Source organism: Acinetobacter indicus (assembly GCF_009914475.1).
Classification (GTDB): Bacteria; Pseudomonadota; Gammaproteobacteria; order Pseudomonadales; family Moraxellaceae; genus Acinetobacter; species Acinetobacter indicus.
The window spans coordinates 1,066,030-1,082,023 of record NZ_CP045198.1 but is presented as its reverse complement, the minus strand read 5'-3'; the positions used below and the strand labels follow the sequence as shown (position 1 = coordinate 1,082,023).

Annotated in this window: 16 protein-coding genes, 2 tRNA genes and 1 rRNA gene; 14 read left to right on the top strand and 5 right to left on the bottom strand. The window is 45.7% G+C overall.

The window, feature by feature from the left end; all coding sequences use genetic code 11:
- Positions 1 to 16 precede the first annotated feature (16 nt).
- The 6 genes from GA693_RS05660 (at position 17) to trpB (ending at position 5,329) form a co-directional block, all read left to right on the top strand.
- Positions 17 to 1,159, top strand: a complete 1,143-nt coding sequence (locus tag GA693_RS05660) for a ribonuclease D (protein WP_104472778.1) — start codon at positions 17 to 19, stop codon at positions 1,157 to 1,159.
- Positions 1,160 to 1,327: 168 nt separating this feature from the next.
- Positions 1,328 to 1,597 (top strand): YcgL domain-containing protein, encoded by a 270-nt coding sequence (locus tag GA693_RS05655; protein ID WP_374855823.1) that lies wholly within the window; start codon positions 1,328 to 1,330, stop codon positions 1,595 to 1,597.
- 21 nt (positions 1,598 to 1,618) lie between these two features.
- Positions 1,619 to 2,002, top strand: coding sequence for a hypothetical protein (locus GA693_RS05650; RefSeq protein WP_045795396.1), 384 nt, complete (start codon positions 1,619 to 1,621; stop codon positions 2,000 to 2,002).
- A 37-nt stretch (positions 2,003 to 2,039) separates the two neighbouring features.
- A complete protein-coding gene (locus GA693_RS05645) occupies positions 2,040 to 2,891 on the top strand; it encodes an AAA family ATPase (RefSeq protein WP_045795395.1) in 852 nt (283 codons plus the stop codon).
- Positions 2,892 to 2,906: 15 nt separating this feature from the next.
- Positions 2,907 to 4,094 (top strand): vWA domain-containing protein, encoded by a 1,188-nt coding sequence (locus tag GA693_RS05640; protein ID WP_104505803.1) that lies wholly within the window; start codon positions 2,907 to 2,909, stop codon positions 4,092 to 4,094.
- A 26-nt stretch (positions 4,095 to 4,120) separates the two neighbouring features.
- Complete coding sequence (gene trpB / locus GA693_RS05635) at positions 4,121 to 5,329, top strand: tryptophan synthase subunit beta (RefSeq protein WP_075167962.1); 1,209 nt, start codon at positions 4,121 to 4,123, stop codon at positions 5,327 to 5,329.
- 94 nt (positions 5,330 to 5,423) lie between these two features.
- Here the strand turns inward: trpB and GA693_RS05630 are convergent, their stop codons facing one another.
- The 3 genes from GA693_RS05630 to GA693_RS05620 form a co-directional block, all read right to left on the bottom strand.
- Positions 5,424 to 5,855 (bottom strand): CBS domain-containing protein, encoded by a 432-nt coding sequence (locus tag GA693_RS05630; RefSeq protein ID WP_005178410.1) that lies wholly within the window; start codon positions 5,853 to 5,855, stop codon positions 5,424 to 5,426.
- Positions 5,856 to 6,000: 145 nt separating this feature from the next.
- The gene (locus tag GA693_RS05625; protein WP_160241259.1) at positions 6,001 to 6,375 is read right to left on the bottom strand and encodes a DUF2750 domain-containing protein; all 375 of its coding nucleotides are present in this window, start codon (positions 6,373 to 6,375) and stop codon (positions 6,001 to 6,003) included.
- A 136-nt stretch (positions 6,376 to 6,511) separates the two neighbouring features.
- Positions 6,512 to 6,745: an SEL1-like repeat protein gene (locus tag GA693_RS05620; protein WP_005178404.1), complete on the bottom strand. Its 234-nt coding sequence runs from the start codon at positions 6,743 to 6,745 to the stop codon at positions 6,512 to 6,514.
- A gap of 224 nt (positions 6,746 to 6,969) precedes the next feature.
- Between GA693_RS05620 and GA693_RS05615 the strand changes: the two genes are divergently transcribed.
- Both GA693_RS05615 and GA693_RS05610 read left to right on the top strand, forming a co-directional pair.
- Positions 6,970 to 7,329 (top strand): hypothetical protein, encoded by a 360-nt coding sequence (locus GA693_RS05615; RefSeq protein ID WP_005178401.1) that lies wholly within the window; start codon positions 6,970 to 6,972, stop codon positions 7,327 to 7,329.
- Between the two features lie 102 nt (positions 7,330 to 7,431).
- Positions 7,432 to 7,767: a hypothetical protein gene (locus GA693_RS05610; RefSeq protein ID WP_005178398.1), complete on the top strand. Its 336-nt coding sequence runs from the start codon at positions 7,432 to 7,434 to the stop codon at positions 7,765 to 7,767.
- On the opposite strand, the gene GA693_RS05605 is transcribed toward GA693_RS05610, so the two are convergent.
- Both GA693_RS05605 and GA693_RS05600 read right to left on the bottom strand, forming a co-directional pair.
- The gene (locus GA693_RS05605; RefSeq protein ID WP_160241260.1) at positions 7,691 to 9,274 is read right to left on the bottom strand and encodes a M16 family metallopeptidase; all 1,584 of its coding nucleotides are present in this window, start codon (positions 9,272 to 9,274) and stop codon (positions 7,691 to 7,693) included. The genes GA693_RS05610 and GA693_RS05605 overlap by 77 nt on opposite strands.
- 11 nt (positions 9,275 to 9,285) lie before the next feature.
- Positions 9,286 to 10,680, bottom strand: a complete 1,395-nt coding sequence (locus tag GA693_RS05600; protein ID WP_160241261.1) for a M16 family metallopeptidase — start codon at positions 10,678 to 10,680, stop codon at positions 9,286 to 9,288.
- A 176-nt stretch (positions 10,681 to 10,856) separates the two neighbouring features.
- On the opposite strand from GA693_RS05600, the gene ftsY reads away from it, so the two are divergent.
- The 6 genes from ftsY to GA693_RS05570 all read left to right on the top strand — a co-directional run bounded on the left by ftsY (position 10,857) and on the right by GA693_RS05570 (position 15,954).
- Complete coding sequence (gene ftsY, locus GA693_RS05595; RefSeq protein ID WP_016658995.1) at positions 10,857 to 11,957, top strand: signal recognition particle-docking protein FtsY; 1,101 nt, start codon at positions 10,857 to 10,859, stop codon at positions 11,955 to 11,957.
- A 274-nt stretch (positions 11,958 to 12,231) separates the two neighbouring features.
- Positions 12,232 to 12,825 carry a nitroreductase family protein gene (locus tag GA693_RS05590; protein ID WP_016658994.1) on the top strand — a complete coding sequence of 198 codons (594 nt, stop codon included), beginning with the start codon at positions 12,232 to 12,234 and terminating at the stop codon, positions 12,823 to 12,825.
- Between the two features lie 162 nt (positions 12,826 to 12,987).
- Entirely contained in the window at positions 12,988 to 13,647 is a 660-nt protein-coding gene (locus GA693_RS05585; protein WP_005178385.1) for a DUF2057 domain-containing protein, read from the top strand.
- A 493-nt stretch (positions 13,648 to 14,140) separates the two neighbouring features.
- A 16S ribosomal RNA gene (locus GA693_RS05580) occupies positions 14,141 to 15,677 on the top strand.
- Positions 15,678 to 15,738: 61 nt separating this feature from the next.
- Positions 15,739 to 15,815, top strand: a tRNA-Ile gene (locus tag GA693_RS05575).
- A 63-nt stretch (positions 15,816 to 15,878) separates the two neighbouring features.
- Positions 15,879 to 15,954, top strand: a tRNA-Ala gene (locus GA693_RS05570).
- Positions 15,955 to 15,994 lie beyond the last annotated feature (40 nt).

Genomic DNA, 15,994 nt, shown 5'->3' with positions numbered 1-15,994 from the left:
AACGACTCTCTCTGCTATGTTCCAATTTATTCAACAGCAACAAGACTTTGAAAATGTTTTAACATTAATGAGTCAAAACTCTACCTATGGACTGGATACCGAATTCATCAAGGTTGATACCTTATGGCCCAAATTGGGGGTGTTCCAGATTAATGTCGCAGGAAAAGTTTATTTGCTGGATGGAACAACGCTGAATCTTTCGGCGTTCTGGGAAAAAATCTTCCAGGCGCAGCAGAATATTTTCCATGCTTGCGGCGAAGATATTGACCTGATCTATCATTATGCCCAGCAAAAATCACTAAAAAACGTATTTGATACCCAGGTTGGGATGTCCTTTTTGGGCTATGGTTTGCAGGTCAGCTATCAGAATGCTTTAAAGCAGGTGCTGGAAGTCGATATTGACAAAGATCAGACCCGTTCGGACTGGCTGGCGCGACCATTATCACCGGAACAGTTGCAATATGCAGCCAATGATGTGCTGTATTTAATGCAACTGGCAGAAAAAGTACAGCAGGACTTGCAGCAAAAATCGTTACTGAATCTGGTGGTAGAAGATTGCCGTCATTTAACCCAGGAAATTGGGGAAGATACACCGCTAGAGCGTTTGTATCAGGATGTCGGCAATTACCGCCATTCACGCCGTCAGCTCATGCAGTTGCAGCAATTGGTGGTCTGGCGTGAACAGATGGTTAAGGCTTTAAACCAGCCACGCAGCTTTATTCTGAAAAATACCACCTTACTGGATCTGGTTGAAAAAAATCCGAAAAATAATTTCCAGCTGTCACACGTGAAGGAAATCCGTCCGAATATTTTACGTGAACATGGCAAAACTATTTTAGACCTGTTGAAATTCCTGCCCGATCCAGAGCATTGGCCGCTGCGCATGGCGCGTCCAATTCGCCATTCTTCCAAAGAAGTCGGGCAGCACATTGAGCAGGTGATTCAACGCGGCGTCAATGAAACCGGCATCCCTAAAGAAGTGCTGATGCGGAAAAAATGGCTGAATGCCCTGTATCAGCATGTGGTATTTAAAAATGATGAGCAGGATTTACCAAGCTATTTATTGGGCTGGCGTTATGATCTGCTGACCAAGCCGCTGATTGAAGTGCTGCATCAAGATCAGCAGTATTTATCCAATCATATGAAAGTGATGGATTAAAAAAACAGCAAACTGCTGCCAGAATTATGATTTGTACACAATCACGACTGATGCGTTAATAATCACTAATGTATCCGTCTTTTTTTTGATGTATGCTTTGGCCTGAGTTAAACGAGTATTGTGCTGAATATGTTCTGTTCAATTTATAAATCGAGCAAAAAAGATGAAATGTATCTTTATGTCGCTCGTATTGAAAGCCAAGATGATCAAGCAGAAGCGGCAGATCCGCTTGAAGTGGTACCGGAAGTACTGCGTACTGCATTTGGTCGTGCAACGTTTGTCATGGATTTAGAATTGCATGAAAACCGTAAACTCGCGCGGGCCAATATTTTGCATGTCATGGATTCGATTCAAACCAAAGGCTTCTTTATTCAAATGCCGCCAGAAGGTTTAATTAATCCGAATGCGGTTGAGCCAGAAGGCTTACGCGGTGCCTAAGTTAAATTCAGGAGTTGAGTGATGGAAAATTTAATGACTTTTTTAGAATCAATTCCTGAAAATACCATTGCCGTTACGGTCTATCTATTGGGTAGCCTGATTATTTTATGGTGCTGGTATGAAATTGCCAAACGTCTGCCTCATCCACTTGGCGGCGTAAGCTGGATTGTGGTCTTTGCCATCTTGCTGACGCCTACCATTTCCGAAGGGCATAATGCAGGTATTGCACCGGCCACCTTTGGTTTGCTGTTTGGTGTATTAACCAAGGAAATGCCGCTGGTCTGGTCCAATTTATCTGCCATTCTGGTGGTGATTGGTTTAGGACTGGTGGTTGGTTATTTCTGGTCTAAATATAGCCAGCGTAAGGCAGGTCTTGCTGCCAAGAACAACAGCACAGCGCTTTAATTACAAAAATAAGTTTAAATTGAAATAAGGTTATCTCATGTCTGTAGATACACAACACTTCACTGGTACTGATCAATACATCGCCACTGACAGCTTAAAGCTGGCGGTGCAGGCGGCACGTCGTTTACAAAAGCCCCTGTTAATTAAAGGTGAACCGGGTACCGGTAAAACCTTACTGGCCGAGCAGGTCGCGCAAAGCCTGGGACTGAAACTGATTACCTGGCATATCAAATCGACCACCAAAGCCCAGCAAGGCCTGTATGAATATGATGCCGTGTCGCGTTTACGTGATAGCCAGCTGGGGGATGACCGGGTTTATGATATTAAAAACTATATTAAGCCGGGCAAACTGTGGGAAGCGTTTAGCAGTGAAGAGCGCTGTGTACTGCTGATTGACGAGATTGACAAGGCCGATATCGAGTTTCCAAACGACTTGCTGCATGAGCTGGATAAAATGTCCTTTTTCGTTTATGAAACTGGCGAAACCATTAGCGCAACGCAGCGTCCGATTGTGATCATCACTTCCAATAATGAAAAAGAACTGCCCGATGCTTTCTTGCGTCGCTGTTTCTTCCATTATATTGATTTCCCTGATGAAGCCACCATGCGCGACATCATCAATGTGCATTTCCCGAATATCTCCACGACTTTGGTGTCAGAAGCCTTACAGGTATTCTTTAAACTACGCCAGATTCCGGGCCTGAAAAAACCACCTTCAACCTCTGAGCTGATTGACTGGCTAAGCCTGTTAATGGCGGATGACATGCCGGACGATATTCTGCGTAATGCTGACAAAACCAAAGCCATTCCACCATTGTATGGCGCGCTGATTAAAAACGAGCAGGATGTTCAGTTACTGGAACGCTTAGCCTTTATGGCCCGTCGTTAAGGGAGTAATCGCCACATGTTTGTGCGATTGTTTTATACCTTAAGAAAATACGGCATCCCGGTCACCACCCGCGAACTGATTGACCTGAACCGTGCAGTGGCAGAAGGTCTGGTCTTTGCCAATCAGGATGAGTTTTATCATCTGGCCAAAACCATTATGGTCAAGGATGAGCGCTTTTTTGACAAGTTCGACCGGGCCATGAAAGATTACTTTGATGGTATCTCGACCTTTGATCTGGATGAATTGCTGAATCAGGTCCATAAGCTGCCGAAAGACTGGTTTGATCTGGAGCTGCTGGAAAAGCATTTAACCCCGGAGCAGCGCGAAGAACTGAAAAAAGCCGGTTCATTGGAAGAGCTGATGAAAATGCTGGAAGAGCGTTTACGCGAACAGCATAAAAAGCATCAGGGCGGTAACCGCATGATTGGGACCGGTGGAACCTCGCCGTTTGGTGCCTATGGTGATCATCCTGAAGGGGTGCGTATAGGCGGGCCGGGCCGTAAACGTTCAGCGGTTAAAGTCTGGGAACAGCGTCAATACCGTAATCTGGATGATGACCAGCTGCTCGGTTCACGGCAAATGCAAATGGCGCTGCGCCGTCTGCGCAAGTTTGCCCGTCAGGGCGCGGCTGAAGAGCTAGATGTCGATGGCACCATTCGTGAAACCGCCAAACAGGGTATTCTGGATGTGCAACTGGTACCCGAACGGCGTAACCGGGTTAAAGTGTTAATGCTGTTTGATGTCGGCGGCTCCATGGATGCGCACATCGCCCAGTGTGAAAAGCTGTTTAGTGCGGCCAAAACCGAATTTAAAACGTTGGAATATTTTTATTTTCATAACTGCCTGTACGATTATGTCTGGAAAGACAATGTACGCCGTTCACACACCCGTATGAATACCTGGGATTTATTCAACACCTACGGACGCGACTATCGTGTCATTGTGGTCGGGGATGCCAGTATGGCACCTTATGAGCTGAATGCCGTTGGGGGTTCAGTGGAATATATGAATGATGAGGCCGGGCAAGTGTGGTTGCGCCGTTTACGCCAGCATTTTGATAAAACCGCCTGGCTGAACCCGGAACAAGAGCAATATTGGCACTACACCCAGACCATCGGTTTAATTCAGCAAATTTTTGAAAATCATATGTATCCCATGACGTTAAAGGGGATTGAAGATTTAACCCGTTATTTGGCGCGTTAAGCTTCATAAAATAGAAGGAATACTGCATGAACTCTCAGATGAATGGCGTTGCCTTACCCAATGAAGATGGCTTTTTTGGTGAATATGGCGGGCAGTTTATTCCACCGCATCTGAAAGCGGCGATGGATGATATTAAAGTGGCCTACGAAGAAATTCGTCAGACTCCGGAATTTCAGCAGGAACTGGCTGAGCTATTCGCACATTATGTGGGTCGTCCAAGTCCGCTATTTCATGCCAAGCGTTTATCTGAGCAGTTGGGCGGGGCACAAATCTATTTAAAACGTGAAGATTTAAACCACACTGGTGCACATAAAATTAACCATTGTTTAGGTGAAGCCTTGCTGGCCAAATATATGGGCAAAACCAAAGTCATTGCCGAAACTGGCGCTGGTCAGCATGGCGTGGCATTGGCAACCGCCTGTGCTCTGGTGGGTATTCCATGCGAAATTCACATGGGTCAGGTCGATATTGAGAAAGAACATCCCAATGTCGTAAAAATGAAAATTCTGGGCGCCAAGCTGATTTCCGTGACCCGCGGCACTGCAACCTTAAAAGATGCGGTAGACAGCGCCTTCGAAGAATACTTAAAAGATCCGAAAAACTATATTTATGCGATTGGTTCGGTGGTGGGACCGCATCCATTCCCGATGATGGTACGTGATTTCCAGGCCATTATTGGTGATGAAATTAAAGTTCAGGCGCAGGAACGTTTTGGTGCACAGCCGGATTATATTGTGGCTTGTGTCGGTGGTGGTTCTAATGCTGTGGGCGCTTTTACCGCGTTTCTGAATGATCCGGAAGTAAAACTGGTTGGTGTTGAGCCAGCCGGTCATGGCCTGAATACCGATATGCACTCTGCAACCCTCACTTTAGGCAAACCGGGTCAGTTACACGGTATGGCCTGTTATGTGCTGGAAGATGAGCAGGGTGAGCCACTCCCGGTACACTCGATTGCATCTGGGCTGGATTATCCGGGTGTAGGGCCACAGCACAGCTTCCTGAAAGATGCTGGTCGTGTCGAATATACCACTGCTACTGATCAGGAATGTCTGGACGCCTTTATTCAGCTGTCTCGGGTTGAAGGGATTGTGCCGGCACTGGAAAGCTCGCATGCGGTCGCATGGGCGATACGTGAAGCGCCAAAAATGTCCAAAGACACCAATATTGTGGTGAACCTGTCCGGTCGCGGCGATAAAGATGCAGACTATGTGGCACACAAGCTGGGCTTGAATTAATCCTGTTTAGTCTCTTTTAAAAGAACAGTTTTTAAAAGACTGGCCATAAAAAAACTCTCCTGAAGGAGAGTTTTTTGTTTTTTATATTGTCTGTTTAGCTGGCAATATATTGTTGTAGCTGGTCGATCAGTTTACGTTGATCATCCATCACTGCTTTTACCAGGTCGCCAATCGACACCAGTCCGACCAGTTTGCCATCTTCTACTACCGGTAAATGACGTAAATGACGATCGGTCATCAGGCTTAAACAGTCTTCTACGCTGGTGCTTTGGGTCACGGTCAGTACCTTTGCGGTCATAATCTCGTTGACAGTGGTGTCATAAGAGGAGCGTTCCATCAGGGCAATTTTACGGGTGTAGTCACGCTCGGATAAAATCCCGACCACTTGACCTTCATGGGTCACTACAAGCGCCCCGATGCCTTTATCGGCCATAATTGAAATTGCTTCGAGTACAGTTGCTTCCGGACTAACGGTGTATATTTCCTGGCTATGCTTATCTTTTAATACGTGTGTTACATTGGTCATTCTGTCTGGTCCTTGCCATTTTTGTTCTTGGTATGGGTTCTAACTTAACCTCAATTTTGAAAAATGCCAATAGTTTTATCATTAGAGGCCATAATCAGCAGTCATATTGTTTTCGTTGAGGTTTGATGGTGCATGAATCTCTACGTTAAGCGGTCTTTAACTGGGTATCATTAAAGAAAAAGTGTTTCATTTGCTGTGTGGTCAGCTTGAATTGCTGGCTGGAACAATGACACAGCGCCGGTGTGACTTTTAAACGGGTTAAGGTCGGTAGCAAAGAATTCTGAAAATCCTGCGGGCTAATCTGGCGCGGAGTGTAGTTTGGCCAGTGTTTCTTGGCATATTTATAGGCTTGGACACCGTTTAACCAAAAGGGAAAAATAAAATCATCCTGATCGGAGGTCATGGCCCAACCCTGATGATATAGCCCCCAAAGTACCCCGCAATACATCATTGATTTTAGAATACTGATTTTCATGTGAATATCTTGGGCAGCGGGTTTTAAAGACTTAATCTGGTTCATGTCATATAAACACTAATGTGGTGCCTGTATTGTAGGAAATTCAGATGAATAAAGCGTTTAAGCTTTGCGTTAAATCGTAAACAAATATAAAAAACAAATTTCAGGCATTAAAAAACGCCACCTAGGTGACGTCTGTTTATGCTTGCATGGTGGCCATATTCTGCCAGTACTGTGCTTTGAGTGAATCGCGTTCTACGCGGAAGCCTTGATAGTACAGTTCAGCTAAGAACATAGCGGCTTTGCCATGACCCGCGCGGGCAACCTGTTCAAGTTCAGCCACAGCATCTTGGAAGTTCATCTGTGATTGAATGGTGTTAACCGCATTTGCATATGCAATTTCAAGATCATGGTGAGAGATACTCTGAATCATATAAAACTCCTTTATTTTAATTATGATCGCAATAAAGACTGTATAGCCAGTCTAAATAATAGTTTATCGAGGTTGTGTTAAACTAATATTACACATTCGTGGAAATGTCAACTAAGAGATGGGGCAGATCCGTGATATTTCAAGTTTACATGATTAAACATTGAACACTCTATAATTTTATTATGATATGCATATAAGAAAGGTAACATAAAAAGGAGAGCCACATGACAAATACAATAGACGGTTTTAACTTTGATCTGCCTTTACGTGCGGAGCAGATTATCGAGCTGGCCCATCATCACCGTAAAAAACTCGATGAGGCGGTGTTCCATCAGGAAATTCATTTAGGTGAGTATTGTCTGGCGCAGCGTAAACGTGTGCATGACTTTACCAGTACACTCGATCCACAGCAGCGTGAAGAATTCTACCGTATTTATAATGGTGAGCTAATCAGCATTGCCGATGATGATGAACTGCATCCGGCTGATGCCGAAAAAGGGGTCAGTATCTTTGCCATCTTCATTGTGCTGGCCATTGTCGCGGGTATTATCCTGTATACCGTATTCCGCGCGCTGATGACTTAAGCAGCAGTGGCTCAATTTTACTCGCCAGTTCGGGTAAAATTGGGTCATCTATCTTGTGCAAATACCGCTAGCATCCTACACTACGGCTATTCGAGGTAGGCTATGCATGACGCAATACAAAAAATTTCTCAATTATTCATTCAATTAAAATCACGACTCACGTTAGAGCAAATTTATAATGGGGTAGTGGTCAGCATTATTGTCATTATTCTCCTGTTATCTTCCATTGCACTTTATCGCCCGGTCGGGTCCGTACAATTTCAGAATATTGAGTATCTGTCACAGCAGTCGATGTATCCTGAAACTCAGGAGATGGCTGTGCGCTTAATGCAGCAGCCACAGGTGCGTTATGGGCAATATCTTAAATTGATGCAGGCCCATCAGATGGAACTGGGTCAGGCAAAACAACTTCCTCCCCTGGATGTGGAGGCGTATTAATCGCCGGAATATCTTCAACCTGAGGAAGCGATTGACCGCCGGTGGTCTGTAAATTGTGTCGTAAAACTTGTTCTAAAGCCGCTTTGTCTAAACTTTCACTGACTACAATCACGGTCAGATGTTCCGGATGCAGATGCCGGCGTACCGCAGCTTGCACATCTTCGGCGCTAATTTTACTGAGCTGCACTGAATATTCACTCAGGCTCTGTGCCGATTGTCCATAAAATCCCAAACTGCCGAGCTGGGCATTAATACTGGCATTGCTGCTGTAATGGTTGGGATAGGCTCTTAACAAGCCGTTTTTGGTTTCTTCCAGCTGTTTCGGATCAATCGGTTCACGGACAAAATCGACCAGTGCCTTATGCGCGACACGAATACTGTCCATTAGCTGATCTTGCCGGGTTGAGTAGCTGATGCGAAATACACCCGGTGCCTGACTAAAGCTCATGCTGCTAGATGCGCCATAGGTATAGCCACGTTTTACCCGCAGTTCTTTCATCAAAACAGAATGAAAACCACTACCGCCGAGCATACGATTGGCCACTTCTAGAGCCAGCCGGTCTGGATCATGACGTGTGGTGCCAATATGACCGAGCACAATATGCGCCTGACTGGACTGATAGGGCATGTGTACAATCTGAAAGCCATTTGCTGTGATGGGTGTGGGGAGTGGTGCAGCCGCCTGACCTTGCGCTAAGTTGCCGGCAATACGTTCTGCCAGATTTAAAGCTGCTTTGGCCTGCATTTTTCCGGTAATGGCAATATTCATATTCTGCGCCACCAGAAACTGCTCACGGAACTGTTGCAGATGTTTGGGCTGAATCCGCTGAATACTGCCATTGGTGCCGTTAATTGGCTGGGCATAAGGATGTTGCCCATATAAGCTGCGATACAGCTGAATCTCCATCATCCGGCTGGGATTTTCTTTCAGCTGTTTTTGCCCCAGCTGGTTATTGCTGACCACCATGCCAATACTCTGTTTTTCAAAGGTGGCATGTTTGAGCAGTTCCATCATCATGGCTAAAGCCGGTTCCAGTTTTTCCGGGTCAGACAGCACCCGTAATTTGACAATAAACATATCTCGATAGGCTCGCGCACTAAACTGCGCACCGGCCTGTTCAAACACGGCAGCCACTTGTTGTGCGTTATATTTGGGCGTGCCTTCATCTAAGAGCTGGGCGGCCATATTGGCCACGCCGTATAAGCCGCTTTCAATTTCCCGATCACGCGCGGCACCGGCATTAAAGGTCAGCTGTATATCCAGAATTGGCAAGTCCTGTGTTTCCACAAACAGGGTTCTGACCTGATAACGGTTGTTCAGGTCATGCACATAAGGCGCGCGATAATCCAATTTCTGCTGATTAATATTTCTGAGACTTTGCAGCAGCGGCAGAGATTGTAAGGTATTTGGATTTTCATCCACTTCGGTGGTGGTATTGACATTGGCCTGCGCAGAACTGATCGCAAATAAGCTGGCCACCAGAACGCAGGAACGGAAATAGGGCATGTCGGTATCCTTTAGGGTGACTTGCTGTGTGGACGCAAATATAAGGTGGTCAAATTGTCACGCACAAAATAGACATTGGCGACGCGTTGAATGTCTTGCGGGCGTACGGTTTCAAAATGCTGGGGCAGCTCATCCATCAGGCGATAACTCAATCCATTCACCTCCAGATTACCCATCATCTTGGCCTGTCCCGCTAGATCATCCTGACTATAAAGCAAATTCGACACAAACTTGGCTGTCACGCGTTTTACTTCCGGTTCATGCACCAGCTCGGTTTTCAGGCGTTCAATTTCAGCCTGAATCGCCTGTTCGGCTTGGGCCAGATCCACGCCATCCACCGGTAAAGCTGAAATGGTAAACAGGCTGTCGCCACGATTATATGGATCATAGCTGACGCTTAAGGCGCTTAAGAGTTTTTGCTCACGAATCAGACGCTGCTGCAGGCGCGAAGAAATGCCGCTGTCTAATAAATGTTGAATAATGGTGAGCGCATAGGCATCTTGCGGATTGGTCGCAGTCGTTAGCGAACGGACATTCCAGGCCATATACAAATTCGGCACCTGAACCGGAAAATTCAGTTCCATGTGCCGATAGCCCAGACGTTCAAATTCGCGGACATCATTGCGGGCTGGCAGGCTGCGCGCTGGGATATCGGCAAAGTATTTTTGTACCTGGAGCAAAGCCGCTTCAGCATTAACATCGCCGACAATAATTAAAATGGCATTATTCGGGCTATACCACTGCTTGTACCACTGACGTAAATCCTCCAGCTGGATATTTTGCAGATCTTTCATATGCCCAATAATTGGCTGGCGATAATGACTGGTCGGGTAGGCAATCCATTTAAACCGTTCAAAAGCCAAAGCACGCGGATTGTCATCGGTACGCTGGCGCCGTTCTTCCATCACCACTTTGATTTCGGTGGCAAAATCCTGCTGGCGCAGCAATAAATTACGCATCCGGTCGGCTTCAAGCTCCAGCGCCATCGGAAAATAGGTTTTTGGATACAGCTGATAATAATTGGTGTAATTGGTAAAGGTCGAGGCATTGACCCGACCGCCGTAAATCCGGCTGAGTCGGGTAAACTCATCATTCGGCACTTTATGTGTGCCTTTGAACATTATGTGTTCCAGTGCATGGGAAATACCGAGTAAATTTCCCGACTCATCACTGCTACCAACTTTGTACCAGATTTGAGTCATCACCATTGGCGAACGATGATCTTCACGAATAATGACTTTTAAACCGTTTTTTAACGTGGTTTCAACGGTACTGCGTGCCAGCTCGCTTTGAGTATTGGCCGCCAAAGCATTCGATGAGAAACCGATCAGAAGTAGGGTAAGGGCGAAACGTTGTTGTTTTAAATGATGAACCACAGCAGGCAAAATTTTATTGTTCAGTATCACAAAGATGATCCGCAATGCATCTGTATTTGCTTTCATTCTTCAGAAACGGGGCAGTGAAAGCAAGGGAATCCTGTAACTTTTTGCAGCCTGCGACACATGATTGGCAATGACAAGTCAAAGCGGGCAGTTTATGTTAGAATCCAACTTTTTAACGCACTGCTTTTCAAGGATTCGGCATGCAACAGCAATCTAATGGGCAAAATAAATTTTTGATTGATGCTGATATCGGGGATGACGATGTCACTTTACCAAGTTTACCTGCGGTAAATGTACCTATCGTTGAAACACCTAAAGTAGAACAAGCACCTGTTTCTGCGCCTGTAGCCACAGAAGCAGCTGAAGAGAAATCAAAAGGCGGTTTCTTCAGCCGTATGAAAGAAGGGTTAACCAAAACCCGTAAAAACTTTGCCGATGGGATGGTCAACATCTTAATTGGTGGCAAAGAAATTGATGATGAACTTTTAGAAGAAGTTGAAGAGCAATTGCTGGTGGCCGATATTGGTGTTGATGCCACCAAAACCATTATTGCCAACCTGACTGAACGTACTGCGCGTGGCGATCTGATTTATTCACACTCGCTGTATAAAGCCTTGCAGGAAGAGCTGGTGGCTTTACTGGCGCCGCGTGTTAAACCGTTACATATTGATTCGAATAAAAATCCGTATGTCATTCTGGTGGTGGGCGTGAATGGTGTGGGTAAAACCACCACCATTGGTAAGCTGGCCAAACGTTTACAAGGTGAAGGCAAGAAAGTCATGCTGGCCGCTGGTGATACCTTCCGTGCAGCAGCGACTGAACAGTTACAAATCTGGGGCGAGCGTAATGATGTTGCTGTGGTCGCACAAGGTCATGGTGCAGACAGTGCTTCGGTTATTTTTGATGCCTTTGAAAGTGCGCGTGCCAAAGGTATGGATGTCTTGATTGCCGATACTGCAGGACGTTTGCATAACAAAGGTCATTTGATGCAGGAATTGACCAAAGTTAAACGCGTGATGCAAAAAATTGATGCCACTGCACCGCACGAAGTAATGCTGGTGGTAGATGCCGGTACCGGTCAGAATGCGATTAACCAGGTTGAAATGTTTGATGAAGCGGTCGGCTTGACCGGTCTAACTATTACCAAACTGGATGGTACCGCCAAAGGTGGTGTGCTGTTTAATATTGCCAGCCGTACCCATGTGCCTATCCGCTTTATTGGGGTGGGTGAAAAAATTGATGACCTGCGTCCATTTTCAGCCAAGTCCTTTGTGGCAGCGCTGTTTGAAACAGACAAATAAGCAGCTCAAAAACTCCGCGATTTGCGGAGTTTTTTATATATCCTTTAAACTGGAAGAAAACCTAATAATTGATCTAAACCTAGAGCAGGAATGATGCTCCATCCGCTTTGACGTGCTTTAAAATTTAACTTGTTTTCATAAAATCTACGATAAGCGCGGTTATTGTTCCATAAATGCAACACATTGTTATAAAACTGGGGCTATTTTCCAGCCCAGGCAGCCGTTAAGATAAATCCATCTGTTATAAACACAAGACCATACCAAGGAAAAAGATATGTCATTTAAAGATCATTTACTTAAACGCCGTACCATTTACTCAATTGGTAAAAATGTGGCGCTAGACGAAGCGAAAATTGAAGAAATTATTAAAGAAGCCGTTCGTTTAAGCCCATCTTCGTTTAACTCGCAAACTTCACGTGTGGTGATTCTGTTTGGTGAGTCACATGCCAAATTCTGGGAAATTGTACGTGAAACCTTGCGTAAAATGGTGCCGGCTGAAAACTTTGCATCAACTGACAGCAAAATCAGCAGCTTTGCCGCAGGTTTTGGTACTGCGTTATTCTATGAAGACCAAGATGTCGTGAAAGCACTGCAAGAACAATTTGCACTATATGCAGATAACTTCCCGGTATGGTCAGAGCATTCAACAGGGATTGCCCAGTTTGCAACCTGGATTGCGCTGGCAGAAAACAACATTGGTGCATCGCTACAGCATTACAACCCGATTATTGATGAAGAAGTTGCGGCGACCTTTGATGTACCAGCCAACTGGAAATTAAGAGCGCAACTGGTGTTCGGTTCAATTGAAGCACCAGCGGGTGATAAAGAGTTTATGAATGATGCAGATCGTTTTAAAACTTTTCACTAAGTTGCATAGCTAAACCAAAGAAAGGGCGCATTCAGCGCTCTTTTTTATGGCAAAACGACACTAAAAAGAGAGAAATTGGGCTTTCCCCATTTTTGTCATAAAACTGTCATTTCAGCGCTGCATAGTGCAACTAAAATTGAACAATCGACTAGAGTGAACAGCATGGCTTTACGTTTATCCTTCGCAGCACTGGCTTTAAGTTTAAGTAGTACAGCTTTTTCCGCAGTGACCATTACGGCACCGGAAGAAATTAAGGTTGAAGGTTTAAATGGTCAGGAAGTGAAAAGCCGTCTGTTTAGCAGTAATCATAACTATAGCGTGCAGCCTGGCGAGAATGTGCTGAGCGTACGTTATGTACAGTTTTTTGAAGAGCATCCGGGCATTGGTTCACACGATATTGTACGTTCGGGCATCGTGCATATTAAAACTCCGGTTTTACAAGATAAAGCCACATACCGTTTAGGGCTGGTGAATCCACCAAAAACGCATGATGATGCCAAGGAGTTTGCCAAGCAGCCGGTATTCGGTTTATTTGATGCGAAAAATCAGCTGCTGGTGCAGCAGGCTGGAGCCAAAGATTTAAACCGTGGCATTTTACAAAACTTATTTAGTACTTCTTCAACAGAATCTGCGCAGGCCGCACCTGTATCGGTGACACAACCAGCAGCGGTGTATAGTCCGCAAGCAGTCGTGACAACCAAACCCGTTGCAACTGTTAGCAATGTTGCCGGTGCAGATCAGCAACTGATTCAGCTGTGGCAACAAGCGTCTAAAACAGAACGACAAAAATTTATGTCGTGGCTGGCAGAACAGGCCAATTAAAACCGCAATAAAATGAAAAGATTATAAAACCAGCTTCGGCTGGTTTTTTATTTATAGATTTAAAGTCTAAGTGGACTACTTTATTTTTATAATTACTTAGCTAAACTTAGTAATACAGATGAAATATGCAGCAATCTGGTTTAAAAATAACCAGACAGGTACTTTTTTCTTAAAACTTTATAAAATGTGCTTGCAAAGCTTTTAAATTTCTCTAGAATGCACCCCATACCGACGAGATACACGAAAACGAACGAAGCACGAAGTGCTGAGTTGTTAAGTTTATTAAGTCCAGCTTCTGGCACTGACGAGGTGTTGGAAAGATCATTAAGAGATTATGAAGAACAACTTGTGTGGATTTTTACTGGTTGATTAATCGAAATTATTTTCATTGATTGATTGGTTTAAATTACTCGAAGTTTATTTGAGCGAAATTTAAGTCAGAAAATTGATGAGCCAAGTTTAAGAGTTTTACTTATAAAACTCGAAATGATTTTAACTGAAGAGTTTGATCATGGCTCAGATTGAACGCTGGCGGCAGGCTTAACACATGCAAGTCGAGCGGAGCGAGGGTGCTTGCACCTTAGCTTAGCGGCGGACGGGTGAGTAATGCTTAGGAATCTGCCTATTAGTGGGGGACAACATTCCGAAAGGGATGCTAATACCGCATACGCCCTACGGGGGAAAGCAGGGGATCTTCGGACCTTGCGCTAATAGATGAGCCTAAGTCGGATTAGCTAGTTGGTGGGGTAAAGGCCTACCAAGGCGACGATCTGTAGCGGGTCTGAGAGGATGATCCGCCACACTGGGACTGAGACACGGCCCAGACTCCTACGGGAGGCAGCAGTGGGGAATATTGGACAATGGGGGGAACCCTGATCCAGCCATGCCGCGTGTGTGAAGAAGGCCTTTTGGTTGTAAAGCACTTTAAGCGAGGAGGAGGCGCTCTAGGCTAATACCCTAGATGCGTGGACGTTACTCGCAGAATAAGCACCGGCTAACTCTGTGCCAGCAGCCGCGGTAATACAGAGGGTGCGAGCGTTAATCGGATTTACTGGGCGTAAAGCGCGCGTAGGTGGCTAATTAAGTCAAATGTGAAATCCCCGAGCTTAACTTGGGAATTGCATTCGATACTGGTTAGCTAGAGTATGGGAGAGGATGGTAGAATTCCAGGTGTAGCGGTGAAATGCGTAGAGATCTGGAGGAATACCGATGGCGAAGGCAGCCATCTGGCCTAATACTGACACTGAGGTGCGAAAGCATGGGGAGCAAACAGGATTAGATACCCTGGTAGTCCATGCCGTAAACGATGTCTACTAGCCGTTGGGGCCTTTGAGGCTTTAGTGGCGCAGCTAACGCGATAAGTAGACCGCCTGGGGAGTACGGTCGCAAGACTAAAACTCAAATGAATTGACGGGGGCCCGCACAAGCGGTGGAGCATGTGGTTTAATTCGATGCAACGCGAAGAACCTTACCTGGCCTTGACATACAGAGAACTTTCCAGAGATGGATTGGTGCCTTCGGGAACTCTGATACAGGTGCTGCATGGCTGTCGTCAGCTCGTGTCGTGAGATGTTGGGTTAAGTCCCGCAACGAGCGCAACCCTTTTCCTTACTTGCCAGCATTTCGGATGGGAACTTTAAGGATACTGCCAGTGACAAACTGGAGGAAGGCGGGGACGACGTCAAGTCATCATGGCCCTTACGGCCAGGGCTACACACGTGCTACAATGGTCGGTACAAAGGGTTGCTACACAGCGATGTGATGCTAATCTCAAAAAGCCGATCGTAGTCCGGATTGGAGTCTGCAACTCGACTCCATGAAGTCGGAATCGCTAGTAATCGCGGATCAGAATGCCGCGGTGAATACGTTCCCGGGCCTTGTACACACCGCCCGTCACACCATGGGAGTTTGTTGCACCAGAAGTAGGTAGTCTAACCTTAGGGAGGACGCTTACCACGGTGTGGCCGATGACTGGGGTGAAGTCGTAACAAGGTAGCCGTAGGGGAACCTGCGGCTGGATCACCTCCTTAACGAAAGATTGACGATTAGTAAGAATCCACAACAAGTTGTTCTTCATGACGATGTATCTGAGGGTCTGTAGCTCAGTTGGTTAGAGCACACGCTTGATAAGCGTGGGGTCACAAGTTCAAGTCTTGTCAGACCCACCACTAACGACAAGCAAGCAATTGCAGAGCGAATAGAAATCAGAACATTGACTTAAATGATAAGCTGGGGACTTAGCTTAGTTGGTAGAGCGCCTGCTTTGCACGCAGGAGGTCAGGAGTTCGACTCTCCTAGTCTCCACCAAATTTCAAGATCAGAAAAACAACGTTTTTCCTTGGAATTT

Bases quoted from the DNA above. Each gene is read 5' to 3' on its own strand.
- GA693_RS05660 (WP_104472778.1), top strand. From the start codon at position 17: ATGTTCCAATTTATTCAACAGCAACAAGACTTTGAAAATGTTTTAACA.
- GA693_RS05655 (WP_374855823.1), top strand. From the start codon at position 1,328: ATGTATCTTTATGTCGCTCGTATTGAAAGCCAAGATGATCAAGCAGAA.
- GA693_RS05650 (WP_045795396.1), top strand. From the start codon at position 1,619: ATGGAAAATTTAATGACTTTTTTAGAATCAATTCCTGAAAATACCATT.
- GA693_RS05645 (WP_045795395.1), top strand. From the start codon at position 2,040: ATGTCTGTAGATACACAACACTTCACTGGTACTGATCAATACATCGCC.
- GA693_RS05640 (WP_104505803.1), top strand. From the start codon at position 2,907: ATGTTTGTGCGATTGTTTTATACCTTAAGAAAATACGGCATCCCGGTC.
- trpB (WP_075167962.1), top strand. From the start codon at position 4,121: ATGAACTCTCAGATGAATGGCGTTGCCTTACCCAATGAAGATGGCTTT.
- GA693_RS05630 (WP_005178410.1), bottom strand. From the start codon at position 5,855: ATGACCAATGTAACACACGTATTAAAAGATAAGCATAGCCAGGAAATA.
- GA693_RS05625 (WP_160241259.1), bottom strand. From the start codon at position 6,375: ATGAACCAGATTAAGTCTTTAAAACCCGCTGCCCAAGATATTCACATG.
- GA693_RS05620 (WP_005178404.1), bottom strand. From the start codon at position 6,745: ATGATTCAGAGTATCTCTCACCATGATCTTGAAATTGCATATGCAAAT.
- GA693_RS05615 (WP_005178401.1), top strand. From the start codon at position 6,970: ATGACAAATACAATAGACGGTTTTAACTTTGATCTGCCTTTACGTGCG.
- GA693_RS05610 (WP_005178398.1), top strand. From the start codon at position 7,432: ATGCATGACGCAATACAAAAAATTTCTCAATTATTCATTCAATTAAAA.
- GA693_RS05605 (WP_160241260.1), bottom strand. From the start codon at position 9,274: ATGCCCTATTTCCGTTCCTGCGTTCTGGTGGCCAGCTTATTTGCGATC.
- ftsY (WP_016658995.1), top strand. From the start codon at position 10,857: ATGCAACAGCAATCTAATGGGCAAAATAAATTTTTGATTGATGCTGAT.
- GA693_RS05590 (WP_016658994.1), top strand. From the start codon at position 12,232: ATGTCATTTAAAGATCATTTACTTAAACGCCGTACCATTTACTCAATT.
- GA693_RS05585 (WP_005178385.1), top strand. From the start codon at position 12,988: ATGGCTTTACGTTTATCCTTCGCAGCACTGGCTTTAAGTTTAAGTAGT.